A 26,305-nucleotide genomic window follows, 5' to 3' on the forward strand; every position below is an offset into this window, starting at 1 on the left:
TCTGTTAATTAATGTAATGTTTTAATAAATTTTGTATTGGTTCTTTGATAATGCTTTTAATTTTTATGTCGTACCTGTCTGCTACCAGCCTTAACCGGTCTTCGAGCTCGGCAGCTACCTTACCTACAATATGTATTTCCCGGTCGTTGTATTTTTCTGCCATCGGTAAAACATAAGTTTCCATATATTTTTCAAACCCTCCGTCAATAAGCTTGCGGATATATTCGTGTTTACTGTTTTGGGTAAAGAAATCGAAAAATGAAGTTAAAAATATATTCGCCTGTGGCTTATTGTAAATACGTTCTAATATTTGGGGGCGGTCTAGATTGTAGGTTAATGTGAATTTGGTTTCAATGTCTTTAGGCATTTTAAGGCTCAAGAATTCCCTAAGGAGTATTTTCCCAAAGTAATTTGAAGAACCTTCGTCGCCCAAGATATAGCCTAATCCAAAGTTATTGTTTATTGGCTTTTTTCCATCAAAGTAAGCGCAATGTGCTCCACTGCCCAGCATGCCAACAATACCTGGCTGATCATAACAGGCGGCTTTGGCGGCACCGAATAAATCATTCTCTACAACAATTTTGCTGTATTTAAAAAATGATGCAAGGGTTTTGGCCAATTCCTCTTTTCTGTCTGCTGATGATGCTCCGGCTGCAAAAAAATAAATTTTCTTGATGTTTTCTGCATTGTTAACCAAAGCAACTTTTTTGTTTAAGATCTGTAAGATCGTTTTTGGATCAACAAAGCAGGGGTTTAAGCCGGTAGTGTTGCAATGTGCCACTACCTGTCCATTTTGTGTTATTTTCCAAAATGCTGTTTTCGATCCGCTATAAACAACTGCTATCATATTATATTGAAAGTACCTCTGTCATTTCCATTAAATCGGGCTCGAGTTTAAAAGAATGAGCGGTTAAAGCCTCTCTTATGCTGGTTAATTTTATTTCGTTTCCTTTTAAGCCTACCATTTGCTCCGTTTCGCCTGCAATTAACGCATTTACCGCGGCAAAACCTAAACGACTGCCCAAAATTCTGTCGAAACTGCTTGGGCTACCGCCGCGTTGAAGGTGGCCAAGTATAGTTACTTTGGTGTCGTAATGATCAAAAGTTTCTTTTACCTTTTTGGCAATATCATAAGCGCCACCTTGTTTATGGCCTTCGGCCACAATAACAATACTCGATGATTTTTTTGTAGCTGCGCCTAAGGCCAGTTTATTAATCAATTCGTTAACGCTGGTTTCCTTTTCAGGTAACAAAACCGCTTCGGCACCACTTGCAATCGAGCTTCTTAGTGCAATACATCCCGAATCGCGGCCCATTACTTCTATAAAGAATAAACGGTCGTGGGCATCGGCAGTATCCCTGATTTTATCGATCGCTTCGATTACTGTATTAATAGCAGTATCGTAACCCAGGGTAAAATCAGATCCAACTAAGTCATTATCAATTGTACCCGGTATACCGATTACCTTAACGCCAAAAGTTTCTGAAAAGCGTTTCGCTCCGGTGAATGTTCCGTCACCTCCGATTACCACTAGTCCATCAATATCGTTTTTCTTTAAGTTATTGTAGGCAATCTGTTGACCTTCGTCTGTTTTAAACTCTAAACAGCGTGCAGTTTTTAATATGGTACCGCCCAAGTGTAAAATATTACTTACAGAACGGGCGTCCATTGGTTTTATGTTGTCGGTAATTAAACCCTGGTAACCTTGCATTACACCAAACATGTTAATGCCATGGTAAATTCCGGTACGTACAACAGCTCTGATTGCAGCATTCATTCCTGGGGCATCGCCTCCAGAAGTTAATACAGCTATATTTTTTATATTTGGCTCCATCTTTATAACACGAATATAGTGTGTATTTTTTACACTAAGTAATTTATTTTATTTTTTTTACTTAATATTGAAAGTCATACCTTTATCTGCTTAAAATAACTAAATTTTACTTTGGAACAAATTTTACCTCATTTAGATTCTGTATTCTCGATAGATTGCGTTTTGTTTGGATTTGATGGTAAGGAATTAAAAATCCTACTAATTGAAAGGAATGAAGAACCGTTTAAAGATTGGTGGGCATTGCCCGGTAACATTGTTGGCCCTGATGAAAGTTTAGATCAATCAGCCTCCCGCATTTTGTACGAACTTACTGGTTTGCGCGGTATTTATATGGAGCAGTATTATGCTTTTGGCGATCCGCACAGGCACCCGCAAGGAAGGGTAATTACTTTGGCTTATTATGCTTTGATCCGTTTGGGTGGAGATAAAGAGCTACGCCCGATCAGTACTTATGCCAAACGCGCCAATTGGCTGCCGATTACCGACCTGCCTAAACTGGCGTTCGATCACCAGAAAATTTACGATAAAGGATTAGAAAAAATAAAACGCCGGATTAAACACCAACCCATTGCTTTCGAACTCTTGCCAGAGAAGTTTACCTTAACACAATTGCAGCATGTTTATGAGCTGGTTTTGGGTAAAAAACTCGATAAAAGGAACTTTAGAAAGAAGATTGTGAGTTTTGGTGTGCTGAAAGAGCTTGATGAAAAACAAAAAGGTGTTTCTTACCGGGCGGCTACTTTATACCGTTTTGATAAGCGTAAGTACGCGAAGCTTTTTGGTAAGGAGATTTCGTTCTAGCGGAGCGCGTTTGGCGTTGAGCGGAGGGCATAGCGCTAAAGTAAAGTTAGAAGTGAGATAATGGATTTGAGACGTGAGATAGCGGAGCGCTTAAAGACCAAAGTAACTGAATCAATTATAAACAAAAAAATCCCCGGTTTGAATTTCAAATCGGGGATTTTTATTGTAACTCGTATTTGACTCCGGACTAAAGACTCAAGACTTAAGACTTAAGACTCTGAATTTGGGATCAGAACTGGAAACTCCAAACTGAAAACTAAGCCTTAGGCGCTAGCTCCAGGTGGTAATGTACCAGATCATCTATAGGTGAGCGGATAATCTTGCCCACGCCCATTTCGTAACGGTCGGCTACAATACTTAAAATATCACGGAAACTATAACCTACTGAACCCACACAGTTCAATTTGTGGTCTTTGTAGTTAGGGTAGTGGATGACCAAAGCTTCGAAAAATGCAGTAAAAGCATAATCAATGGTAGCAAAGGCATAATCCTCATAGTTATCTTTAAAATCGTATAAGAATTTACTAAAGCTTGCGCAGAAACGGTTTGGCAATGGCTTATTGTAAATGTTGTCGAAAATATCTTCGTTGGTTAAAGCATAGTTATCGTAAAAAGCTTCACGTAGCCCTTTCGGCATGTAACCTTTCATGTAATCGCTTAAAATGCGTTTACCGATGTACGATCCGCTACCTTCATCACCCAGGAAATAACCCAATGAATCGATATTCATGGTAATTTCAGATCCATCATAAAGGCATGAATTTGTACCTGTACCTAAAATAGCAGCAAATCCTGGCTCGTTTCCAAGGAGTGCTCTAGATGAAGCAAGTAAATCATGGCCTACAAAAATGGTTGCATTGGTAAAGATCAGTTGCATGGCATCGGCCACAATCTTAACATTTGCAGGTGTAGAACAGCCGGCACCGTAGTAATAAACTGCTGTTAATTTCTCTCTTTCCAAGTGGTCTGGAAGAGTCTCATTCAAAGACTTTACAATGTACTCTCCTTTTGAAAAATATGGATTGTAACCTTCGGTGTTAAAGTAAATTTTTCTGCCGGCCTCGTTAATCAAACACCAATTTGTTTTGGTAGATCCGCCGTCTGCAATTACTATCATTTTATTTATTTTTGGTTTTAGCACGATAAAAGTATAAAAAGTCTTATATTTTGTATCCTTTTTTTTAATAATTTTTTAACAATTTGTTGTTGTCGAAAATTAAGTGTGTAAAAAATACACTATATAGGGTGTTTAATCGCCTAAAAACCTTAAAATTATACCAGAAAAGGCATTGGTCTTTTTTTTGAACATCAACAATATTTTACAACCAGATAGCGAAATGAATAACAGATTTTTAGATTTCAGGAGTGACACGGTAACCAAACCTACTGCCGGAATGTTGGATGCCATGATGAATGCAAAAGTGGGCGACGACGTTTTTGGTGAAGACGAAACGGTGCACGCGTTAGAGACAAAACTGGCTTCTACCTTTAACATGGAAGCCGGATTATTTTGTCCATCTGGAACAATGACCAACCAGATTGCAATCAAATGTTTTACCCAGCCCATGGACGAGGTGATCTGCGATCAGACCGCACATGTTTACCGCTACGAAATTGGAGGCATTGCCTATCACTCTGGCGCATCGGTAAGGTTGTTGTATGGCGAGCACGGAATTTTGACACCAGAGTTGATTGAACCTGAAATCAACGAAGATAATATCCACTATCCCAACTCCAGTTTGGTTGTTTTAGAAAATACGGTAAATAAAGGTGGCGGAAGCTGTTATACCTTATCACAGATTGCCCCAATCCATCACCTCTGTAACATAAAAGGATTGAAACTGCATTTAGACGGTGCGCGTATTTTTAATGCACTTGTGGCTACAGGCGACGAGGCGGGAGCGTACGGGAAATATTTTGATGGGATTTCGGTCTGCCTATCTAAAGGACTTGGTGCACCAGTTGGCTCTGTGCTATTGGGCAGCAAACAAATGATCCATAAAGCCAGGAAAATTAGAAAAGCTTTTGGCGGAGGTATGCGCCAGGCAGGTTTTTTGGCAGCTGCTGGCATTTATGCCTTAGACCATCATGTAACACGCTTAAAAGACGATCATGCCCATGCGCAGGCTTTGGCAAATGCACTGGCCAGGGCAAAATATGTAAAATCGGTCATGCCTGTTGAGACCAATATTGTTATTTTTGAAGTAGAAAAGGGAGCGGCAGAGAAAATTGTACACCAATTGAAAGAAAAAGGACTGCATTGCAATACCACCAGTGCAAGTACGATCCGTTTGGTTACACACCTGGATCTTAGTACTGAAATGATCGATCAGGCTATCGAAATAATTTTGCACCTTTAATCAGAAACTTATATTTTGTCGCTATAACCAAATGTAAACATCATTATTATGAGTGAAAACAATCAATCACCTTTGGATGGATTTCTAGGAATTTTAAAACAACAGCATGAAAAGTCAATTGAAAATATTAATATGGCTTTGTATGATGATATTGTTAACACTACTGAGCTTATTGAAGGAACAAAGGACGAAGATGTTCGAAAAGAAGCGGTCGCCAGCTTGCGTAATCGATTTAAAAACGAAAATCTGAATCAAGTAACTGACATTTTTATTTACTGTCAACGATTTTTATCAGAAAATGAGAACCCGCTTCCAATGCCTTCACAATTATGCATATCAATTGGTAAATTATTCACCCACGAAAACTTGCACTATGCTGCTAGTAAGATTTATAGTGCTGATGAAACTGAAAGTGGAGCTGCCTTATCATTTTTAGGTTACCTGGCTTTGATTGAACAGCATACATTCTATGTGCTCAATTTTATCAAAGAGAATTTTGCAGGATTTTCTCAAAATAACAAAACAACATGTGTATTTCAACTCAAAGAAATACTGCCTGATCATAAAATTGCAAAACAAATAGTAGCGGATAGTGGCATTACAAAATATGAACTCAGTTTTAGTACAAGTACAGATTCCTCATCAGTACCTATCACCTTTCAGATCGGAAATATTGATAATAGCGCTAATACGAGAGTAGAAGAATTAAAAGCTAAACGGCCCTGGTGGCAATTTTGGTCAAAATAGTAAATAAAATGGATGTTTTAAAAAGTCCATACATTATTTAAATGGTGCAATTAGAAAAAAGAAACAACGAAAAATGCCAAACGAATGAGTCAGCAAACCAACAAGCCAATCTCCAAACTCCTCGTCGCTAACCGTGGCGAAATTGCTTTGCGTATCATGCGCTCGGCGAAAGAAATGGGTGTAAAAACAGTTGCCGTTTTTTCTGAAGCTGACCGTAATGCACTGCATGTACGTTATGCCGATGAGGCGGTTTGCATCGGGCCAGCACCATCTAACCAAAGTTATCTGGTAGGAGAGAAGATTATTGATGCCTGTAAATTAACGGGTGCAGAAGCCATTCACCCTGGTTATGGATTTTTATCAGAAAATGCTGGTTTTGCACAAATGGTTGCAGATGCAGGGCTGATTTTGGTTGGTCCTTCACCGGCAGCGATGGAAACGATGGGTAATAAACTCTCGGCAAAGGCAGCCGCTTTAAAATATAACATCCCTATGGTACCGGGAACGGAAGAAGCGATACAGGATGTAAACGAAGCAAAACAACGTGCTATTGAAGTTGGTTTTCCGATTTTGATCAAAGCAGCTGCAGGCGGGGGAGGTAAAGGAATGCGTATTGTAGAGCAGGCTGAAGATTTTGAAGAACAGATGCAGCTTGCCGTGAGTGAAGCTACCTCGGCATTTGGTGATGGGGCCGTTTTTATCGAACGTTATGTTACCTCACCAAGGCACATCGAAATACAGGTTTTGGGCGATGCCCATGGCAATATTGTTCATCTTTTTGAACGGGAATGCTCTGTACAGCGCCGTCACCAGAAAGTGGTGGAAGAAGCGCCTTCATCGGTTTTAACCGAGGAAATCAGGCAACAGATGGGTAAATGTGCGGTAGATGTGGCCCGTTCGGTTAATTATACCGGCGCAGGTACCGTTGAGTTTATTTTGGATGAGAACCTCGATTTCTTTTTCCTGGAAATGAATACCCGCTTACAGGTAGAACATCCGGTAACCGAACTCATCACAGGTATAGATCTGGTAAAAGAGCAGTTAAAAATTGCCTCTGGCGAAAAACTGAGCTTTAGTCAGGAGGATTTGAAAATCAATGGACATGCCATAGAACTTCGCGTTTATGCGGAAGACCCAGCCAATAATTTCCTGCCTGATATTGGCACTTTGCAGACTTACAGTATGCCCAAAGGCAATGGCGTAAGGGTTGATGATGGCTTTGAGCAGGGCATGGAAATCCCGATTTATTATGATCCGATGATTGCCAAACTCATCACTTATGGGAAGGATAGGGAAGAAGCGATTGAGCGAATGGTGAGGGCTATTGAAGAATATGATATTACCGGGATAGAAACTACTTTGGGTTTTGGTAAATTTGTGATGCAGCATGAAGCTTTTAAATCAGGTAATTTCGACACGCATTTTGTAGGTAAATACTTTAAGCCAGAAAGCTTAAAGGTACATGATGAAACTGAAGCCCTGATTGCTGCGGTAATTGCAGCAAAGCTGTTTGAAAAGAAAGAGGTGAAGTTGGGTGATAGCTTGGTTAAAAATGGCTCAGATTGGAGAAAAAATAGATTGAAATATTAGAATAAATGAATCGTCATTGTGTGGGATCGTCATTTCGACCGTAGTGGAGAAATCTATAAGTTAAAATAATATAGATTTCTCCATTTCGCTGCACTCCAGTCGAAATGACGACCTTATTGTAAATAAATATAAAATGTTCACAGGAATTATAGAAACACTTGGCGAAGTTACTGCCATTAAAAACGACCATACCAATATCCACTTTACCATCTCTTCTGCAATTAGCCATGAGCTGAAAATCGATCAGAGTGTAGCCCATAATGGAGTGTGCCTGACAGTGGTGGCCTTAAATGATGGAACACATACCGTTACCGCTATAGATGAAACGCTAAGTAAAACCAATCTCGATGGTTTAAAAATAGGCAGTAAAGTTAATCTTGAGCGTTGCATGCAGATGAATGCCCGTTTAGATGGTCATATTGTGCAGGGCCACGTAGACCAGACTGCCGTTTGTATAAAACGCGAAGAATTGGGCGGAAGCTGGGAATACCGCTTTAAATACGATGCTTCGGCCGGAAATGTAACCGTAGAAAAAGGTTCTGCATGTGTAAACGGTATCAGCCTCACTGTCGTAAATTCCGTGCCAGATGAGTTTTCGGTATTTATCATCCCTTATACCTTCGAACATACCAATTTACAGGAAGTTGAAGTTGGCGATACCGTAAATTTAGAGTTCGATATTATCGGCAAATATGTTGCGCGGTTAATGAACCGATAAGCTATATTCTTTTAATATTAGTTTGTGTTTGTAAGTGGTTGATAAATAGTATTTTGTTAATTATTGTCGTTGTGCTAACGCTTAATTTTTCATAACAGTACAGGATGGTTGGATAAATAATATTTCTGATTATCGTACAGTTAAGATTAAAAAATTAACGCTAACCAATATGAACAAGAATTCCCGTTACTCAGGCACAATAGCTACCCTTACCTTATTGCTTATATTTACGACGAATGTTTTAGCACAGAAAATCTCTGTAAAAGATTTAACTGTTGAGCATTTAGTAAATCCTTTTAGTATTGATAATCCAAAACCCAGATTTAGCTGGAAAATCGTTTCGGATCTAAAAAATACCAAACAGCGCAATTACGAAATCAGGCTGGGTACAACAGCAAATATTAACAAAGTTTTATGGAAAGCGGCGGTAAAAGATGATCAATCGGTATTGATTGCCTACGATGGCCCCGGGCTATCCTCAAAAACTAAATATTACTGGCAGGTTAGGGTAAAAGACAACCACGGAAATGCATCTGCATGGTCGCCTGTTCAGTTTTTTCAAACGGGTTTAAAACCTGAAGACTGGAGTGCAAAATGGATTTCGGTAGCAGGAACAGATACCTCCCTGGCCAGTCCTTTGTTCAGGAAAGAATTTAACTTGAAAAAAAATGTAAGGTCTGCAATGGCTTACATTACGGCTAAGGGTTTGTATGAGGCCAATATTAACGGCGGGCGTGTTAGCGATGCTTATTTTGCACCAGGGTGGACAAGTTATAAAGATCATATTCAGTATCAGGTTTACGATGTTAAGCAATCGCTAAAGAAAGGGGCCAATGTAATTGGCGTTTCGTTAGGCGATGGCTGGTACAAGGGACGTATCGGGTTTAGTAACCAAAAACAATTTTACGGCGATACCAGGGCTTTATTGCTGCAACTGGAAGTGGAATATACTGATGGAACCACAGAAACCATTATAAGCGATAACAGTTGGAAAACAGGTTATGGGCCAATACTTGCCTCTAATATTTATGACGGAGAAACCTACGATGCCCGATTAGAGTCCAAAGGCTGGAATAATATTGGTTTTAAAGAAAACACTTCCTGGAAACCCGTGACGGAACTCGCCAAGGGCCCTGAAAAACTGGTTGGGATGAGCGGACCGCAGGTAAGCAAACATGAAACGTTTAAAGCCTTAAAAATATTTAAAACCCCAAAAGGTGAAACCGTGGTTGATTTTGGGCAGAACTTAGTGGGCTGGGTAATGTTAAAAGCCAAAGGTGCAGCAGGTACCAAAATTACCATTAGCCATGCTGAAGTATTAACCAAAGAAGGGAATTTTTATACCACTAACCTCCGGTCGGCCAAGCAACAGAACAATTATATTTTAAAAGGCGGAACCGAACAGGTATTCGAACCTCATTTTTCTTTTCAGGGGTTTAGATACGTCAAAATAGATGGATACCCTGGCGAACTGAAACTGGAAAACCTTAGCGCGGTAGCTGTTTATTCGGATATGAAAACAAGCGGAAAATTTACGACTTCAAATCCTTTGCTCAATCAATTGCAGCATAACATTTCATGGGGACAGAAAGGGAATTTTGTTGATGTGCCGACAGATTGCCCGCAAAGGGACGAACGTTTAGGCTGGACAGGCGATGCACAGGCATTTGCCACAACAGCAGCATATAATATGGATGTATCGGGCTTTTTTACCAAATGGCTAAAAGATGTTTCTGCAGATCAGCTTCCAAACGGCAGCGTTCCTTTTGTTGTTCCGAATGTGCTCAATCAAAATGACGCCGGTTCTGCTGGTTGGGCTGATGTTGCCACTATTATCCCCTGGGATATGTATGTTTCGTACGGCGATAAAGGCATATTGGAAGCACAATATGGTAGCATGAAAAAGTGGGTCGATTATATTTCTTCGGTAACAAAGAACAATCTTTGGAACACGGGTTTCCACTTTGGCGATTGGTTGTTTTACCGTCCTAATGATGATAATGATGGCCGTGCCGCGGTAACAGATAAGTATATGATTGCCCAAACATTTTATGCGCATTCTACACAGTTGCTTATAAATGCAGCAAAGGTATTGGGCAAAACAGATGATGTAACCAAATATACTGCACTATTGGAGCAGATTAAAGCGGCTTATATCAAGGAAAATATGACGCCCAATGGCAAACTGATCTCTAACACCCAAACCGCATATGTTTTGGCCTTACAGTTTGATATGTTGCCTGAAAGCTTACGTGCACAGGCTGCACAAAGATTGGTAGATAATGTAAAAGATTACGGAAACCACCTGACGACAGGTTTTTTGGGCACGCCATACCTGTGCCACGTATTGAGCCGCTTTGGACATGAAGATGTAGCTTACAGTCTGTTACTGCAGGAAAATTATCCTTCGTGGTTATATCCGGTTAAAATGGGAGCAACCACCATCTGGGAGCGTTGGGACGGTATTAAACAAGATGGATCTTTCCAAACGGCTGATATGAATTCTTTTAACCATTATGCCTACGGAGCTATCGGCGATTGGATGTATAAAAATATTGCCGGTATTAATCCGGTATCTGCGCAACCAGGTTACAAAACCATTTTAATTGCACCAAGACCGGGCGGGAAATTAACCAGCGCATCCGCAGAACTGGAAACGGTGTATGGTACTGTTAAGTCATCATGGACGATTGCAGATGGTGTTTTTAAACTCGATGTAACCGTTCCTGCCAATGCAACCGCTACAGTGATATTACCAAAAAACGATAAAAAGGAAGAAATAGGCTCAGGTAGCTATCATTTTGAATATAAATATTAATCGCTTATAATTGCAGCTTCGTTAAAAGAGATTATATAAATATTATAGATTTGTCATCCTGAGCCTGTCGAAGGACCAGCATAATGTATGGTAGGCGTTTCGACAGGCTCAACGTGACAATTCGAATTGAAATTAACTTTATGATATAGCTCTTATCGATTTTAAATATTAAATGTACAGTAAAGAAGAAGCAGCACGCTTGCGCCAACAGTTTTGGATCAGTTTCGGGCAATACATGAAACCCGTCCCTTCGGCGAGTGGTTCTACCGTAAACTGGACGAACTACAAAACGGGGGTGAAGAACATCTTCTTTAAAATGGATGTTGATGGTAAAAAGGCCTTTATCAGCATTCAGTTATCACATCCAGATACTGATATCAGACACCTTATTTTCGAACAGTTTGAAGAATTTAAACTCTTATTTACCAATACCGTAAACGAAGAATGGGATTGGATTAAAGATGCAACCGATGATTTCGGTAAAACAGTATCTCAGATTTCGATCAGCATTTCCGGAGTGAGCATTTTTAATCAACAGCACTGGTCTACATTAATCTCCTTTTTTAAACCCAGAATAATTGCCTTAGATGAATTTTGGGATAATGTCAAACCTGTTTTCGAAGATCTGGTTTAATCGGCCAGGTTTAGTTGAGCAATCCTATCCTTCGAAAATTTAATTTCTTCTTTATCATCTGTTAAACTCGGTTTGCTTTTTAGATAAAGGTTATAATATTTTAGTGCATTTTTTCCCTGCTTTAAGCGGGTATCGTAAAATACGGCTAAACGATAATATAAAGTTGCTGTTGCTTTAAATTGCAGGCCTTTTTTGTAGGCTGCGCTTGCCAAAGCCAGTTGATTGTTTTCTTCGTAAACCAAGCCCAATAAAGAATAATAACTAGAAGTATTGGGTGAGATGGCCTCATCGATGGTCTTTCTGGTATAAATAGCTGCCTGCGGATAGTTTTTTAAGGCCCTATAGCTGAGAGAAGTATAATATAAGGTCGCCTCATTTTCCATCGCTGCTGCCTCCAGTTGTTTAAAAAGATCGATTGCTTTCTGATATTTCTTAGTATAATAATAAGCTTTGGCTACATCCTTGATTACTCCGGCATCGGAACCATCTTTCAATAGTTTCTCGCCTGAAGCGATCACTTCACTATACTTTTTAAGCTGGTTGGCAATGGGAAGTTTCGCCCTTTGCAGCACCAGGTTATCACTGTCTCCCTTAATGGCAACATCGAGTACGTGATAAGCTTTTTCATATTGTTGATAAGCAGAATGGATCTCCGCGAGATCAGCAGCAACGTCGCCTTCCAGTGGATTGATCAGGCTAGCCTTTAAGAGGTAAACGAGTTTGAGCGAATCATCTTTTGGAGAAGTGTACAAATTGGCTAGCAGCTTATACACATTAAAATTATTGCTGTCTATTTTTACAATTTCACTGTAATACAGTTTAGCCTTTTCGGTATTACCCCTTTTTGTATTAATACTGCCGAGGCTGAAAAGAATAGGCAGGTTCTGCGGTTGTAGTGAATAGGCCTTGGCATAAAATTTTTCGGCTTCTACATTATTGCCCGCCATTAAAAAACAATAACCAATCTGGCTGAGGTTTTTAAAATCATTCACATCCTCTCCATAAATACCTTTGAGGTATTGAGCGGCATCGCCGTAACGCTGGGTCTGATAGAAATCGAAAAGTTTCTCCTTATCTACAGCGCTGATATTTTGTGCGTAACCAGCTAAACCTAAACCAAATAAGACCAATAGTGTAAGGAGGTTTTTCATAACAAATAATTTTAAACTAATTTATTAGTTGTTTTCGGTATTTCCAAATCTGTTTTGTTAAAAGATTGGCTAAATAAAACAAAACCAGCGCTAAGGGGTTTATAAGGAATAGTTTAACTAAAAATAAGAACCTATGAATACTTTAAAGAAGTTTGAATTAATGGAAAAGATCGTGCGTGAATTGGAAGATTTGCAAAACTCTCAGCAGGCACTTATTCAAAAAATTGGTAAAATTGAAGTCGATAATATCGAATTGGGCGATAACCGCCTGGAAAAAGATTTACCGGATATTCATCAAAATTTAGCTGATAACTTAGATACTATTTCGGGAATTTTAGATTACTTTGCAGGTAAAACACAAAACTTTGGTGATAAAAACAATGTTGATGCTTTAAAAGAACAGGAAGCCATTAACAACGCCACCAGCTAAAATTAATCGCATATGAAATTTTTATCTTTAACCGTTGCCTTTTTGCTTGTTGGCTTATTCGCCAGCGCACAGGTACTGCCATCTTTCCAGCTGGGCATTAAAGCTGGGGCAAATTTTTCGAAATTTGATAGTGAGAACACTTTTAACAGTAACAACCGCGCTGGTTTTTACGGTGGCCTTTGGGCCAGGGTAGGTGCGGCAGGCGTTTACTTCCAACCTGAACTTTATGTGTCGGGAAAGAAAGCAGATTTGGTAAGTGAGTCAACGGGAGAGGTAAATAAAGTACGTTTCACAAGTTTAGATGTGCCATTATTGGTAGGTACTAAGTTTGGTGCCGCTGGTATTGGACTCCGTTTAAACACCGGACCAATGTTTTCATTGATATTAGATGAAAATCAAAGTTTTGGTCAGGCTGCTGGGAGCGTTTTCAGGGCCGACTTTAAAAATCAGGCTTTGGCCTGGCAGTTTGGAGCAGGTTTAGACCTTAAAAAATTAAGCTTCGATGCACGTTACGAACTTGGCTTATCTAAAATTAATAAAGCAGGTTATCCTGGAACTAAGTTAAACTTATTTACAGTTGGCTTAGGTTACCGGATTTTTTAAGCCTACTTATTAAAAATTTAAAAGGTGTTCATTAACTAATGGACACCTTTTTTTGTGTCCAATATTTTAAAGAAATAAGTTTTAGCAATAAAATTTGTTTTTAATAAATAGATATTTATATTTGTATCGCAAACGATATAATCGTTTGCGATTTAAAAAAATAGACATAATATGAAAACGTTGTATGAAACTAGTGCTACCGTAACCGGTGGCCGTAATGGAAAAATAACAAGTGAAAATGGTGCATTGGAATTAGAAGTTAGAATGCCAAAAGAATTGGGTGGAAGCGAGCAAGGCTATACCAACCCCGAACAACTTTTTGCTGCAGGCTATGCAGCTTGCTTTGATAGTGCACTTAATTTAGTTATGGGCCAGGCAAAAGTTAAACCTGAAGAACCTTCTACGGTTAAAGCAAATGTTGCTCTTCATTCGAATGGGCAGGGAGGTTTTGTCCTTGGTGTATCGCTACAGGTACATATACCAGGAGTTGAGGCGGCGCAAGCCCAGCAACTGGTAGAAAAAGCCCATACAATTTGTCCATACTCTAACGCCACCCGCGGAAACATCGATGTTAAGCTGGAAGTAATTTAATAGAATCAAAATGAAATCGTTATTGTGCATCCTGCAATAACGATTTCAATGATTAGGCCCGTGATAGAAAATTTCAGTTAAAAATTATTTACTTAGCTGAATATTTTGTTATTATTAGTAAAGAAAGTTGTGATGGAAATAAATGATGCTATTAAACTCGAAAATCAATTGTGCTTCCCGCTTTATGCTGCTTCCAGGTTGGTAACTAAATGTTATCAGCCGGTACTTGATAGTTTGGGAATTACCTATCCGCAGTATCTTGTGCTAATGGTGCTTTGGGAAACTGATTCGGTTAGTTTAACGGTACTTTCACAAAAACTGATGTTACAATCGAATACTTTGACCCCGTTGCTTAAGCGGATGCAGGAAACCGGACTGGTTGAACGCGTTAGGTCTTTAAAAGATGAAAGGAGTATTGTAATATCCCTGACAGAAAAAGGCAGTGCTTTAAAAGAAAAGGCCCCTGTATTGCGTGCTCAGCTGAGCGATAACCTCGGTGTGAGCCTTGAAGAAATTAACCAGTTAAAAAGCCTTCTTGATAAGTTAATTTTCAACCTGAACAAATAAGTAATTTGGTATACGCTCGTTCCAATCGGAATTAATCCTCTTTTCCCGTTTCAACCTCAGTAAGTTCGTAAGCAAACGATCCGTTTTTGGGTATAATAGGTGTTGCCCTGCCAATGCTGAGCGCTTTAATGAAAGATGCACCAAAATAAAATATCAACGAAGAGTAGAATACGAAAAGCATAATGACGATAATCGATCCCGCTGACCCATAAATATTGCTGATGTTGCTCAACGGCAATAAAATCCTTAAAATATACTTTCCTGCGGTAAAAAGGCATCCGGTTAACAGACCTCCTGAAATAGCTGCCCGCCAGGTAGGACGCCCGTTTGTTAAATACCTGAAAAGTATGGTAAACCAGGTGGTTACGATGATCACAAAAACCAATTGGTTGATGATTGAAGTTAAGACCAATCCGAAAGAAGGAGAACCGTTTTTTAGATAGGCACCAATATATGCCTGCACACTATCGGCCAGCAAGCCTATAAAAAATAATATGCCGGCAAATAAGATAATCGTAACGGATACAGCTCTTGATTTAAGGGTATTAACAATCCCTTTTTTATCTTTTTGGCCGATATTCCAAATCTGCTCTAAAGAGTTTTTAATCACATTAAATAGGGTGGTAGCTACAAAAAGGAAAAATATAAAACTAAAGAATGTAACATACCAGGCCTGATCGATACCCCGGATGTTTCGCAATGTAGTTCTGATCTGTAAAATACTCTCATCGTCAAGAATACTGGCCAAACGTTCGAAAAGGTGTGTAGCCAATAAGCGCCTATCGGTAAACATACCAAACAGCCTGATGAGGATAATTAATATTGGGGGTAAGGCAAAATTGGTAAAAAAAGCAGTAGCACCGGCCAGACGTAAGGGATCATTCTGCTGAAATAAATTAAATGCTTTTCTTATTGTCGAGAAAAAAAACTTCAGATCTTCTGTTATCGATGGCATCACTCCTGCGTTAAACTCAAAAGGCCGAAAATAGTAAAAATACTTTATTCAGCCTTTTCTATGCATGTAAAGATTCTAGTTTGTTTTGGTGAAAACCAGTAAGGTTTTATCGCCATTCAGCAAATGTAGCTTATTATCAGTTATTTTAGCTCCATTAACCTGATTAAGGGCATGTAAGTAAGCACGTTCGGCTGCATCAGTTTCCTGACAGAACATTTTTGTGCCAAAAACATTTTTAACGGTTATTTTATTATCTGCAATTTCTCCCTGGCCGCCGTAATTGTTACAAAACGATTTTCCACTGATTTTAAGGCTGTCGGCAAAGTTTAGCGTTGCTTTTGCTGTTGTAGGTAAGGTTAAACCTGGCAGCGCTGTTAACTCCCATTTGGTATTGGTAAAGCTCGCCGGATCTAATTTTTCTTTACAAGAACTCAATAATAAGATCAGCATTCCGCAGAACATAAGGTGTTTCATAATGTAAGGTTTAAATGATTTTCCTTTTTAACATCAAAAACTAAACCATAAAGATAAAATTGCTTTTTGAAAACGCTAAATTGGTTTTTCAATCTTCATCCAGTGGTGTTTTATGCCGCGGTAATCGAAAATAGAGATCCGTTTTAAGCCCACTTTTTCCAGAACATGAATAGACCCCAGGTTATCGATGTCTGCTATGCCAATGATCTCATTTAGATTGAGTTCATTAAAACCATAGTCCCGTGCCGCCATTGCAGTTTCTGTAGCGTAGCCTTTGCCCCAAAACCGTTTACTGAACCGATAGCCCAGATCGTAATAATTGATATGGCTATTGGTAGATTCTTTAATTAGTTTTAAGCCCGACCAACCTACAAAATTCCCCGTTGCTTTTTCGATAACAGCCCATCTGCCAATACCGTTTTCGATATATTGTTTTCTGATAAATTCTATTTCTGCGATACTCTGTTCGATTGATTTTGCAGGCTTATTGCCCAGGTAAAGGTGCACTTCAGGATCACCGTCCATTTCAAACATGCCCTCAGCATCAGTAGGTAGCAATTCGCGTAAAATTAAACGTTCGGTTTCGATAAATATTTTCATTAACTTGGTTTTAAAAAATTGCCATCAATGATTAAAAGTTTCACGCTTTCCTGCGATACCGACCGGTGTGAACTTAAATCGTCAGAAACCACATAGGTCATCCCCGTGCTAAGCACGAATGTTGCTCCATTCTCCATTTCGCTTACAAAGCTACCCGCCAAACAATGTACAATGTGGCCTTTTTGGCACCAATGATCGGCAAGGTAGCCCGCAGAGTAGGTAACAATCCTGATCCTTAAGCCATCCAGGTTTAAGGTTTGCCAGGTTGCCATACCTGTTTCGCCAGGGTATTCTACTTTTTCTATCTGACTCCAATCTATATTGGTAAAGGGTATCGTATACATAGTTGTTTTTTAATGGCTTATAATTAATAAAAGGAAATCAGATAAGCAGGTATCTTAAGTGGTTTTTACATTTAATGGAGTGTCTGGTTTTCTTTTAAGGATGAGTGCTGCTACCAACGAGATCAGTATCCCTACAGGCAGAATTTCCATATAGGTAAATAGAACCACCATGATTGGGTTTTTGTACATTTCCTGACTGGAAGCCAGTTCTTTTGTCTTAGTTGCCAGCTCAGCTGCGGATGCGCCATCTGCTTTGGCTTCTCTAAGTGCCTGAGCAACATATTTATCCATAAAATCAGGCATAAATACATAATAATCAATCAACCACACAATAACATATATGGTAGAAGCTACTAAGCTGATCAATGCACCGATTTTAAAAGCTTTGCCGAAAGTGATTAACCCATCGTTGTATTTATCGCGATAGTTTTTTATGCCGACAAAAATAAATGAAAAAGCCAATACCATTGAGGCATAGCCTATAAGCATGCTATGCTCAAGGTTCGGGTCGCTATAACATCTCGCCATAGAGAGCACCATTAATGTTGATACAATTAAGCCGGCGATTAATCCGAATACAATTACGTTCTTTTTCATCAGTATATAGTTTGTTTTTTAATTGTGATGAAACTATCATGAGCAATATTTTTCACCAGTCTCTATTTGATTTTTTGTGTTCAAGAGCTCACAGGCTCGGTTCATCTCTGTCTGTGAGCGTTTGCTCATGATGGTTTCATCTGTTTATAATTTTAAGAGGTTTACACCACAAAATTGCTTCGATTATTTTTTTTAACCATCATACTTTAGGGTGATTTTTCAGATCGGTAGCCTTTTAATACCACTGTATTAGTTCGTTAAGGGATAATACTGAGTCTTTTGGCTGTTTCTATGGCCTGAGTTCTGCGTTTAACTTCCAGTTTTTCGAAAAGTCTGGCGTTGTGTGTTTTTATGGTATTTAAAGATACAAATAACTTTAACGCAATTTCCTGATTGCTTAAACCCGAAGACATGAGCTGCAAAACCTCCAGCTCTCTTTTGCTGATGTTGAGTTTGGTCAGTTCTTTTTCGTTGAGGATAAATGTTTCAGGTCTCTCCGTAAAAACTTCTTTTTCGATCAGTATGGTTTTGGGCCTGGTTAATTTAAGCGCGAGCCAAATGCCTAAAGCGGTAAAAATAACGGCTATCGAACCGGCATAAATTTCGAAGGCATGGTCGATGATAATAAAACGAAGTTCAAGCCACTTCAGCAAAAACAGTAGTACAGCCAGGAAAACCCCATATAAGATTACGCTTTTATTTTTAGCGAGAAAATTCGGTGTGTTTGCCATCGGTTATCTGTTAATCAAAAATAAGGAATTTAGTCTGAAGTAGTCAAATTCTGCCCTCTAAATACAGAAGCTAAGTCGTTTGAATCTGACGGAGATGCAAATGCAAGCGGATGTGGTTTTTATGATTAACAGATATTGGGATACCGGTATAAAACACGATCTGTTGTGCTTTTTAAGCAGATGCGGTAATTTTATGGTGACTTTGATAAAATAAGCGCAATAAAGATTATAAATTAGCAAAAAAAAAATAATCATATCTATGAAAATTACGCTTTATGCACTCTTACTTTCCGTTGTTTTATTTGGCTGCGGTAAATCTGAAAAAACCTGCAAGGCAAGACCATTTGCTGTTAGTGACGATTTTAATGTTTTCCCGAAATCGAAGAAAAATGTACTTACTATCCTAAAAACAGATTCTGGCACTGTGGCAGCAGCCGATCGCTTTGCCATTCAATATAAAGATACCACTATTATTGTTGACGATGCTCCAAACGCCGCTGCGCAGAAATTTATTGTTGCATCATTCATCAATACACAAAAAACAGCTGTATTAGTACAGGTAGCTAATGAAACAGGGAAAATGGCTCCGTTTTACATCATTTCTGTTAATGATGGAAAAACCGAAGTGGTGAGCTTGAATAAACCATCAAAAGGTGCCGAAGATAAAAAATATACAAACGGTTTAGAAGAATTAACACGTAGTAATATTTTGGTGAATAACGATTTTTTTATTACGACTATAAATTCGAGAGTTTACCCTATTAAAAGACAAAATCCTGACGAACGTATCCAGGGGAAATTTTTTATGTATTCTAGTGATAAAACCACACTGGTTTTTTTAACTGCTAATTCTTTGTACCAGGTTAATACGGCAACAGGCGAAACTTTTAACCTGCCATTGCCAGCAGCATTAATAAATGAACCTGAAACTCTTGTCGGAAATATTCAAAGAGATTATACTTTGGTAGCGAATGCAAATGGAACATCTTTCTTAAAGAAAAACGCTGATGATGACCGCATTGTAGATATTAAGGAGTTTAAACACTAGTCTATATTGCTTATTCCATTTGGGTGTAGATAATGAATTTTTACGACAGGTATAAAAACGGAGAATCGCATAGTGTTTATGCTGATATTGAAAAATTAGGAGAAGAGGCATTTTCTCCAAGTTACTATCCTGATGTTGAAAAAGTATTGATTGAGACTTTCCAACGGGTTAGGTTCAATCTTGAGATTATCTACAAAGAACTTAAGAATATTGATTACGTTTTCTGGGCAGATGATACGGGAAATGACGAAGCATTATTGATGCCCTTCTCTAATACTGACGAACTACTTAATATATTAGAGCAGAACATAGAACTGGTAGGTAAACTACCAGTGTCGATGAAAATGTTTTACCAAATTGTTGGCTCGTGCAATTTTGCGTGGAATTACCAAGATGATCCAGATATTCTATGGGAGATGGCAGATCCTATTCAGGTAACACCTTTAACCGACTGTGTTTCGCAGGTAACCGATGAATACTGGCTGGAAGAAATGGAAGAATACATTCAGGATGCTGATTTTGGCTTTGCATTTCTGGATCTATCTGCTGACGATCTTCATAAGGATAATGTTAGCGGTGGTCCTCCCTATGCATTGCAGTTAAATAAAGAAAGAAGTATTGATAGTAAGTTTTTAAATGAACCTAATGACACAACATTTATCAACTATTTGAGAATCTGTTTTGAGAGTTGTGGATTTCCAGGTATGCCTTATGCTGATAATAAGGTATTTCAGGAATTCTTTTGTAAAGTAAAGCCTCAAATGCAGAAAATATAAGACATTTTAACTAGGCAAGGTTAAACCACCATTGTTCTAAAGGTGAGGTTTATCCTTGGTTTATTTACTTTTTTGGTTGGTGGAAGGCGGTGTAGCCAATTGGTTTGTGTTTCATCTTTCATCACCAATAAACTTCCATTTTCTAAAAATAAAGTTACCGTTTCTTTAGTTTTTTTATGTTTAAAAAGAAACCTTCGTTCTGCACCGAAACTTAATGATGCAATGGCAGAATCTTCAGCTAAGGCTTTCTCGTCGTCACTGTGGTAAGCCATTCCTTCATCACCGTTGTGGTATAAATTAAGTAAGCAAGAGTTAAAAGTGGTACCTGTTTGCTCCTCTGAAATTTTTTTTAAATCCAGTAACTCCTTTGTCCATGGTAAGGCCATTTTCGATTTATTGGAGTAGGTATAAGAATAGGCTTCATCTCCGTACCAGGCAACTTTTCTTTTGGTAATGATGTGTTTGCCCATAATAAAAGCCTCATCATTTTTCCATTCAATGGTATTCATCAGTACATCAAAATAATGATCGGCTTCGGATACCTGGAATAATTTGCCGTAATAATTTACTGTTCCGCCGTATGGGAGCAGATTTTGATTAACATCTATTGTGGTGTTGAATAAATCCATTGTTTATATACTGTTTTTAAGCAATGCCCGCAAGGGCGGTAGCCATGTTGAAGTGCTTCATCTACAGAACGGAAAAATACACGGTTTTCTTTCTTCATCCGCTTTCCTGATGTACATCTAAGTGATTCGTAAATCTTCAATCTGGCATTTCCACCAAGGCAAATATCTTTGTTTTTTAAATGTTTTTTGAGTTCCTCCGTTGAAATATCTGCATGTTTGATCATACGGCATTAAGCATTAGTTTTTGCAGCCTCCCAGCCAATCATGGCTGTTTTTCGGTTTACTCCCCAATGGTAGCCGCCCAAGGCACCACTCGATTGTATTACCCTGTGACAAGGAATGAGAAACGCAACCGGATTATCGCCAATTGCAGTGCCCACTGCTCTGGATGCATTAGGATTTTTTAATTTTTTGGCAATGTTACCATAAGTGGCCAATTTACCCATAGGGATTTTTAACAAAGCTTCCCAAACTTTTAACTGGAAATCAGTACCTTTTAAATGCAGTTTAATCTGGTGCAATTTGTTCCAATCGTGACTGAAAATAAATAATGCGTTCTGTTGTTCTTTATCTAATATCTGCTGATATTGAGCCGCTGGGAATTGGCGTTGCAAATTCGCCAAAGCAATATTTTCGTCGTCATAAAAAGCGATATGGCAGATTCCTTTTGTGGTACTGGCTACAATAATGTTGCCAAACGGACTTTCTGCAAAACTATAATTGATGTGGAGGTTTTCGCCACCGTTTTTATATTCTCCGGGCGTCATGCCTTCAATGTTTACAAAAAGATCGTGCAGTCTGCTGGTTCCCGATAAACCGGTTTCTAATGCAGTATCGAATAAACTTTGGTTTTCTTTCAGCATTTCTTTGGCATAACCAATGCTAATGTATTGCAAAAAACGCTTAGGCGTAGTGCCCGCCCATTCGCTAAATAATCGTTGGAAATGAAAAGGGCTTAAATTTACTTTTTCTGCAATTTCTTCCAAACCAGGCTGTGTTTTAAAATTCGCCTTGATATAGCCAATGGCATCGGCTATGCGATTGAAATTGATTTCTTCTTGTGCTTTCATGGTCTTGAATAATTTATATCCAAAAGTAGTTTGGAAAGAAACGGTAAACTACCCGAAACTTGCTAAGTTGAACCGGGATTTTAAAATCCTGTTTGTTTAATTTCGTTGCTGATTAATTTCTCCGCCCTTGCAAGATCGATATTTCCATTGATATCAATCTGAAGAAAATAAGGCGCTTGCCACTGTTGGGTTTTCTCTGCCTGTTTATTTGTTACCGTATCCCAGGGCGGATAAACCCTAATCCCTCTTTTACCTTCTATTCCATTTTTGGTAATAATTTTATGTTGTATCAATATGTCTTTTGGAAAAATAAACTGGCCAGATCGGTCAACACTACTGGCAGATATTATTAATAGGTCGAATTCATCCTGATCATTAAAGGGTGTAGTAATTCCTGCTTCATTCCGCTTCCATATGGTTACAAATTGCCCGGTTTTAGTTGGGGTGATTTTAGAAAGGCGATGTTTGATTTTTAACCTGTTTAATTCAAAAGTACAGGCCACATATTCCCAACTTTCACTTTCTGTTTGCAGATTATTTATTTGATAGCCTAACGGGTGGTAAACTAAATTTGATGCAGTTTGTAATATCAAGGGTAATTTAGTTATCGACATGTTAGTTAAAAAATAGGGGGTGAAAGAAACTGAACGAAAATAAGACGTTTTTATCTGATTGATCTTAGCTGTTTAAATAGCCCAGCGCTTATTGCTCTTCGATGATCGATTTTCCTTTCGATTTATCTCCTGATGTCCACTGCCAGGTTTCATGAAGCCTGATTTTGCCATTTGCTAATTGTTCTGGCTTTGAATGGCAAATCCCGGTCATGAGTTCCCCTTGATTATTTACCTGGTGATAGCGCATTTCGATGTTGCCGTTTTCATCAACTAAGCCAATTAAATGACCGGAAATAATTTTTCCGCCTGTATATTCAGCAGTAAGGATATTTCCGGTTTGTTTATAGCTAAAAACGGTTTCATTTGATGTTTCACCATTTTCTGTATTATTGATCGGTTTAAAAAGCTTGTTGTTATAGTTTATCATAAGATGATAAAACTAATCATCTCTTCCAGAATAAAAAAATCATAGGATGAGCCTTCTACAATTTTAGGTGTTTAACCTAGCAAACCAAAGCGTTTTAACCTAGGCCAACCAAAGCTTTTCCTCCCTTTTTACCAGCAGGTACCTGTCATCACCTAAAATTAAATAACCGTATTCATAGCAGAAAATGTATGTGTTACTGTTCTGGGTTTTATAACTATAAGTATGGTATTCAAAATTAAAGCCTGCCGAAATTAGCTTTTTACCGGTAACCTTGGTTTTACCATTTGGATTAAGCGCAGCAAGGATAGCACGATTCTTTCTGAGTATGCTATTTACCCTTTTAATCACGAGATTATTCTCAATCTTTAAACGATTGTTGTAATTGTTGCGACAAGAATCATCGCAGTATTTTTTATCGGCCCTTCCTCTAATCAGGGTTCCGCAGTCTAAACATAAACGTTCCATAATAATTTCTTTTTTTATTATGGGATGATGACCTAATTTATAAAATAAAATGGTGGAATAAAAAAAAATATAAAACATCCTCTTGAAGCTTTAAATGCATGTTTTCCGTGTATAAACGTTTATAACCGACTATAAATGTTTACAATCCGACTAATTTTTGATCATCTTGGCACTTTTGTCCTGTCGGTTATCGAGGTGATGACTGTTCGTTAAACATTTAGAAACTTAAAATTTAAAGATCATGGAAAGTGCAATTAACAAAGTAGTATTGAGCGGATTTGCAGGAGCAGATGCAGAGATTAAAACTTTTGGAAATCAAAAATTAGCAAGGGTTAACCTGGCCATAAACGAAAGCTATAGGAATGCTTCAGGCGAGGACGTAAAAAAAGTACAATGGTTCAATTTAACTTTCTGGAATGCAAAAGCCGACATTGCCGAAGCTCAGGTTAAAAAGGGTACAGGCTTAAGGGTAGAGGGCAGGTTACAGGCTAATAGTTACGATGGTCATGACGGGAAAAAGCGTTATGGAGTAGATGTAGTAGTTAGTGACGTCGTAATTAGAGAAAATGAAAAACAGGATGCTTTTTAGCCTGTGAATAATCGCATCATGTAAATATTTGATTTATATGATGCGATTTAAAGATTACAATCTAATAGAAAGGCCAGTATAAAAATTAATTCCTGGGGCTGGGTTAAAATACCTCCCATTTGCGGCGTTTAAATCATTGCCTAAGCTGTAATCAACATTTAGCAGATTGTTTAAGCCTGCAAATAAATCAAGATGGGTTCGGCTTAACCTTAGGTTTTTTATTCCGGCTTTTACTTCAAGCAGATGGTACCTTTTAGAAAAGGTGGTATTGGCATCATTTAGCGGAATAGCTGACGTGTAGTTGTGTTGAGCAAAGAAGTAAAGTTCTTTTTTAAAGTTAAATTCGATACTATTAACCCATATATTTTTTGGAACGCCAGTAAGTTGGTTACCCGCGTAATTATTAGTGCCGCTTACAAAATCTTCAAATTTAAATTGGCTCCAGGTATAATTGCTTCTTAGTTGTAATCCTGTTAACCATGAAGTATTGTTTTTGATAACCCACAAGGCTGTTTCCAATTCAATACCTTCCTGTTTTGTTCCACCTGCATTTATGAAATATTCAGCATCATTTTGATTTAGCCTTCTAACAATAGCATTTTTTAACTCGTAATGGAATACATTTCCGTTGGCGTAAAAACGGTTATTCCCCGTTTTATACCTTAAGCCCAGTTCATAATTCCAGCCTGACTCTGCTTGCAGGTTATTGTTGATGATGTTATCAGACGACCTCACTTCTGCAATAGTAGGCGTTGAATAACCTTTACTTACAGAAGCCCTGACAGAGAGGTCATTTGCAATTAAGTAAGATAACGCAGCCTTTGGCATAAATTGGGCGTTAAACTTGCGCGCTCTTGTTGCAATTGTTACAGGGAAGTAGCTTTCATAGTTGTAGCTAAAAATGTTTAAACTCGATGCAAGTTCGATCAGAAATTTATTGTTGATGTCGAAGTTTAATCTGAAGTAAGCAAAATCCTGACCAGCTTTTAAGCGGTCTGAAGCTTGCATTGAGGTAGCTTCCCCACTATTGTTATTAAAGTTTTTAATCTGACTTTTGGTAGCAGAACTTTCTAGTCCTATCTGGGCATTAAATTTAATGTCTTCATTTGCCTGAGCGTATTCTAAAAATGTTCTTAACCCAAGCGTACTTTCGTAGCGCTGTTCGTAATTAGTTATAAACGGGTTCTTGAAGTCGGTATACGAGGTAAACAAAGCAATAACATGCTTTAGATGTTTATTGATCTGGTATGAATTGGATATTCCCCCGAAAATGGTTTTATTGTAAATGGCGGCTTGCTGTGAAATGGCGCCAGGTAATGTTGGTGTTGCCGGACGGGCCAGTTTAGGGTTTTGATCTAATTGTACAGCCGTTAATCCACCTGGTGTTTCGTAATTTAAATCGCTGTAAAAAGCAAAAGCCTTTAAACTGCCAGCATTGCTATAATTCCATTGCTGTATCGTTTGAAAATATTTTCTGCCCATTGCACTATTTTGCCGATACCCATCGCTTCTCTGGTATCCTTCGCTAAAGCTGAAACTGTACTTTTTGTATTGCTGTTTGATGGATGCCGTTTGATGAAAGAGGCCATAGGAGCCTCCAATCGCTGAAATAGTAATTTCATTGTGGTTTATGGCAGGCGGATTAATCAAAATAGCACCACCTGTATTTGCACCAAAAATACTGGCTTCAGGCCCTTTATAAATTTCCATCATACCTACTGCAGAAACATCTAAAGCATTGAGGTAGGTATTTCCGCCTGCATCAGTTAAGGGGAATTCATCAATGTAAATTTTAATATTTCGAATGCCAAAAGGAGATCGCAGTAAACTGCCTCGGAGCGATAAACGATAGCTACCAGGCGAACGTTCTTCCATTCTTACACCAGGTACAGTATTTAAAGTGCTCACTAAGGAACTGTTCTGCTGATTTCCGATTAAATTGCTATCGATCAAATTTACGGCTGATACCGATCTTAATAATGAGTGCGGATTGTAATAACCTTTAACGGTAACTTCTTCGAGTTTTTTGGTCGAATCGGGTTTTATCGTTTGCGCTAAACCAGTAAAGGAAAATAAAGTCAGGAATAGTAGAAGGTTCGGTTTCAATAGGATAATAATTGATGGTTTAACCACAGATTGGC

31 protein-coding genes are annotated in these 26,305 nt (G+C 38.5%); 14 read left to right on the forward strand and 17 right to left on the reverse strand.

The window, feature by feature from the left end; translation table 11 throughout:
• Positions 1–4 precede the first annotated feature (4 nt).
• Both AC07VK_RS20855 and pfkA read right to left on the reverse strand, forming a co-directional pair.
• Entirely contained in the window at positions 5–847 is an 843-nt protein-coding gene (locus AC07VK_RS20855; protein WP_492955405.1) for a hypothetical protein, read from the reverse strand.
• A gap of 1 nt (position 848) precedes the next feature.
• A complete protein-coding gene (pfkA, locus tag AC07VK_RS20860) occupies positions 849–1,835 on the reverse strand; it encodes a 6-phosphofructokinase (RefSeq protein WP_057932582.1) in 987 nt (328 codons plus the stop codon).
• A 111-nt stretch (positions 1,836–1,946) separates the two neighbouring features.
• Between pfkA and AC07VK_RS20865 the strand changes: the two genes are divergently transcribed.
• Positions 1,947–2,636 (forward strand): NUDIX hydrolase, encoded by a 690-nt coding sequence (locus tag AC07VK_RS20865; RefSeq protein WP_051692040.1) that lies wholly within the window; start codon positions 1,947–1,949, stop codon positions 2,634–2,636.
• A gap of 256 nt (positions 2,637–2,892) precedes the next feature.
• Here AC07VK_RS20865 and AC07VK_RS20870 read toward each other — a convergent pair whose 3' ends face one another.
• Positions 2,893–3,753: an N-acetylglucosamine kinase gene (locus tag AC07VK_RS20870; RefSeq protein ID WP_167293179.1), complete on the reverse strand. Its 861-nt coding sequence runs from the start codon at positions 3,751–3,753 to the stop codon at positions 2,893–2,895.
• Between the two features lie 220 nt (positions 3,754–3,973).
• Here AC07VK_RS20870 and AC07VK_RS20875 point away from each other — a divergent pair, with 220 nt between their 5' ends.
• From AC07VK_RS20875 to AC07VK_RS20900, 6 genes are all read left to right on the forward strand, one after another.
• Positions 3,974–4,996: a threonine aldolase family protein gene (locus AC07VK_RS20875; RefSeq protein ID WP_492962816.1), complete on the forward strand. Its 1,023-nt coding sequence runs from the start codon at positions 3,974–3,976 to the stop codon at positions 4,994–4,996.
• A 48-nt stretch (positions 4,997–5,044) separates the two neighbouring features.
• Positions 5,045–5,743: a hypothetical protein gene (locus AC07VK_RS20880; RefSeq protein WP_492962814.1), complete on the forward strand. Its 699-nt coding sequence runs from the start codon at positions 5,045–5,047 to the stop codon at positions 5,741–5,743.
• Between the two features lie 84 nt (positions 5,744–5,827).
• Positions 5,828–7,333, forward strand: a complete 1,506-nt coding sequence (gene accC / locus AC07VK_RS20885) for an acetyl-CoA carboxylase biotin carboxylase subunit (RefSeq protein WP_492962812.1) — start codon at positions 5,828–5,830, stop codon at positions 7,331–7,333.
• Between the two features lie 133 nt (positions 7,334–7,466).
• A complete protein-coding gene (locus AC07VK_RS20890; protein ID WP_492962810.1) occupies positions 7,467–8,051 on the forward strand; it encodes a riboflavin synthase in 585 nt (194 codons plus the stop codon).
• A gap of 169 nt (positions 8,052–8,220) precedes the next feature.
• The gene (locus AC07VK_RS20895) at positions 8,221–10,869 is read left to right on the forward strand and encodes a family 78 glycoside hydrolase catalytic domain (RefSeq protein ID WP_492962808.1); all 2,649 of its coding nucleotides are present in this window, start codon (positions 8,221–8,223) and stop codon (positions 10,867–10,869) included.
• 172 nt (positions 10,870–11,041) lie between these two features.
• On the forward strand, positions 11,042–11,503 hold the full coding sequence (locus tag AC07VK_RS20900; RefSeq protein WP_492955399.1) for a DUF4268 domain-containing protein: 462 nt from the start codon (positions 11,042–11,044) through the stop codon (positions 11,501–11,503).
• Here the strand turns inward: AC07VK_RS20900 and AC07VK_RS20905 are convergent.
• The gene (locus tag AC07VK_RS20905) at positions 11,500–12,654 is read right to left on the reverse strand and encodes a tetratricopeptide repeat protein (protein WP_492962806.1); all 1,155 of its coding nucleotides are present in this window, start codon (positions 12,652–12,654) and stop codon (positions 11,500–11,502) included. The two genes, AC07VK_RS20900 and AC07VK_RS20905, sit on opposite strands and share 4 nt — an antisense overlap.
• A gap of 133 nt (positions 12,655–12,787) precedes the next feature.
• Between AC07VK_RS20905 and AC07VK_RS20910 the strand changes: the two genes are divergently transcribed.
• From AC07VK_RS20910 to AC07VK_RS20925, 4 genes are all read left to right on the forward strand, one after another.
• A complete protein-coding gene (locus AC07VK_RS20910) occupies positions 12,788–13,084 on the forward strand; it encodes a hypothetical protein (RefSeq protein WP_029277458.1) in 297 nt (98 codons plus the stop codon).
• Positions 13,085–13,096: 12 nt separating this feature from the next.
• Positions 13,097–13,687, forward strand: a complete 591-nt coding sequence (locus AC07VK_RS20915; protein ID WP_492955397.1) for a porin family protein — start codon at positions 13,097–13,099, stop codon at positions 13,685–13,687.
• A gap of 171 nt (positions 13,688–13,858) precedes the next feature.
• The gene (locus AC07VK_RS20920) at positions 13,859–14,278 is read left to right on the forward strand and encodes an organic hydroperoxide resistance protein (protein WP_057932574.1); all 420 of its coding nucleotides are present in this window, start codon (positions 13,859–13,861) and stop codon (positions 14,276–14,278) included.
• Positions 14,279–14,410: 132 nt separating this feature from the next.
• Positions 14,411–14,845 carry a MarR family winged helix-turn-helix transcriptional regulator gene (locus AC07VK_RS20925; RefSeq protein WP_057932573.1) on the forward strand — a complete coding sequence of 145 codons (435 nt, stop codon included), beginning with the start codon at positions 14,411–14,413 and terminating at the stop codon, positions 14,843–14,845.
• A 31-nt stretch (positions 14,846–14,876) separates the two neighbouring features.
• Here AC07VK_RS20925 and AC07VK_RS20930 read toward each other — a convergent pair whose 3' ends face one another.
• The 6 genes from AC07VK_RS20930 to AC07VK_RS20955 form a co-directional block, all read right to left on the reverse strand.
• A complete protein-coding gene (locus tag AC07VK_RS20930) occupies positions 14,877–15,800 on the reverse strand; it encodes a YihY/virulence factor BrkB family protein (RefSeq protein WP_492962803.1) in 924 nt (307 codons plus the stop codon).
• A gap of 75 nt (positions 15,801–15,875) precedes the next feature.
• Complete coding sequence (locus tag AC07VK_RS20935) at positions 15,876–16,274, reverse strand: META domain-containing protein (RefSeq protein WP_492955395.1); 399 nt, start codon at positions 16,272–16,274, stop codon at positions 15,876–15,878.
• A gap of 75 nt (positions 16,275–16,349) precedes the next feature.
• Positions 16,350–16,874: a GNAT family N-acetyltransferase gene (locus AC07VK_RS20940; protein WP_492962801.1), complete on the reverse strand. Its 525-nt coding sequence runs from the start codon at positions 16,872–16,874 to the stop codon at positions 16,350–16,352.
• Positions 16,874–17,218, reverse strand: coding sequence for a DHCW motif cupin fold protein (locus tag AC07VK_RS20945; protein WP_492962799.1), 345 nt, complete (start codon positions 17,216–17,218; stop codon positions 16,874–16,876). The genes AC07VK_RS20940 and AC07VK_RS20945 overlap by 1 nt, the downstream gene beginning before the upstream one ends.
• Before the next feature lie 54 nt (positions 17,219–17,272).
• On the reverse strand, positions 17,273–17,815 hold the full coding sequence (locus AC07VK_RS20950; RefSeq protein ID WP_492962797.1) for a DUF4199 domain-containing protein: 543 nt from the start codon (positions 17,813–17,815) through the stop codon (positions 17,273–17,275).
• Positions 17,816–18,072: 257 nt separating this feature from the next.
• Positions 18,073–18,546 (reverse strand): response regulator transcription factor, encoded by a 474-nt coding sequence (locus AC07VK_RS20955; protein ID WP_492962795.1) that lies wholly within the window; start codon positions 18,544–18,546, stop codon positions 18,073–18,075.
• 259 nt (positions 18,547–18,805) lie between these two features.
• Here AC07VK_RS20955 and AC07VK_RS20960 point away from each other — a divergent pair, with 259 nt between their 5' ends.
• Both AC07VK_RS20960 and AC07VK_RS20965 read left to right on the forward strand, forming a co-directional pair.
• Positions 18,806–19,594: a hypothetical protein gene (locus tag AC07VK_RS20960; protein ID WP_492962793.1), complete on the forward strand. Its 789-nt coding sequence runs from the start codon at positions 18,806–18,808 to the stop codon at positions 19,592–19,594.
• A gap of 32 nt (positions 19,595–19,626) precedes the next feature.
• Positions 19,627–20,370 carry a hypothetical protein gene (locus AC07VK_RS20965; RefSeq protein WP_492962791.1) on the forward strand — a complete coding sequence of 248 codons (744 nt, stop codon included), beginning with the start codon at positions 19,627–19,629 and terminating at the stop codon, positions 20,368–20,370.
• 20 nt (positions 20,371–20,390) lie between these two features.
• Here AC07VK_RS20965 and AC07VK_RS20970 read toward each other — a convergent pair whose 3' ends face one another.
• The 6 genes from AC07VK_RS20970 to AC07VK_RS20995 all read right to left on the reverse strand — a co-directional run bounded on the left by AC07VK_RS20970 (position 20,391) and on the right by AC07VK_RS20995 (position 23,575).
• Entirely contained in the window at positions 20,391–20,999 is a 609-nt protein-coding gene (locus AC07VK_RS20970; protein WP_492962789.1) for an alpha-ketoglutarate-dependent dioxygenase AlkB family protein, read from the reverse strand.
• On the reverse strand, positions 20,975–21,223 hold the full coding sequence (locus AC07VK_RS20975) for an Ada metal-binding domain-containing protein (protein ID WP_492962787.1): 249 nt from the start codon (positions 21,221–21,223) through the stop codon (positions 20,975–20,977). The genes AC07VK_RS20970 and AC07VK_RS20975 overlap by 25 nt, the downstream gene beginning before the upstream one ends.
• A gap of 6 nt (positions 21,224–21,229) precedes the next feature.
• The gene (locus AC07VK_RS20980) at positions 21,230–22,069 is read right to left on the reverse strand and encodes a methylated-DNA--[protein]-cysteine S-methyltransferase (protein WP_492962785.1); all 840 of its coding nucleotides are present in this window, start codon (positions 22,067–22,069) and stop codon (positions 21,230–21,232) included.
• An 80-nt stretch (positions 22,070–22,149) separates the two neighbouring features.
• Positions 22,150–22,683 carry a MepB family protein gene (locus tag AC07VK_RS20985; protein ID WP_492962783.1) on the reverse strand — a complete coding sequence of 178 codons (534 nt, stop codon included), beginning with the start codon at positions 22,681–22,683 and terminating at the stop codon, positions 22,150–22,152.
• An 88-nt stretch (positions 22,684–22,771) separates the two neighbouring features.
• A complete protein-coding gene (locus AC07VK_RS20990) occupies positions 22,772–23,110 on the reverse strand; it encodes an avidin-fold protein (RefSeq protein WP_492962781.1) in 339 nt (112 codons plus the stop codon).
• Positions 23,111–23,209: 99 nt separating this feature from the next.
• A complete protein-coding gene (locus AC07VK_RS20995; RefSeq protein ID WP_492962779.1) occupies positions 23,210–23,575 on the reverse strand; it encodes a hypothetical protein in 366 nt (121 codons plus the stop codon).
• A gap of 241 nt (positions 23,576–23,816) precedes the next feature.
• Between AC07VK_RS20995 and AC07VK_RS21000 the strand changes: the two genes are divergently transcribed.
• Positions 23,817–24,164 carry a single-stranded DNA-binding protein gene (locus AC07VK_RS21000; RefSeq protein WP_492962777.1) on the forward strand — a complete coding sequence of 116 codons (348 nt, stop codon included), beginning with the start codon at positions 23,817–23,819 and terminating at the stop codon, positions 24,162–24,164.
• Between the two features lie 54 nt (positions 24,165–24,218).
• Here AC07VK_RS21000 and AC07VK_RS21005 read toward each other — a convergent pair whose 3' ends face one another.
• Positions 24,219–26,270, reverse strand: coding sequence for a TonB-dependent receptor (locus AC07VK_RS21005; RefSeq protein WP_492962775.1), 2,052 nt, complete (start codon positions 26,268–26,270; stop codon positions 24,219–24,221).
• Between the last annotated feature and the right edge of the window lie 35 nt (positions 26,271–26,305).

The organism is Pedobacter sp. GW821-FHT01D05 (assembly GCF_059422505.1).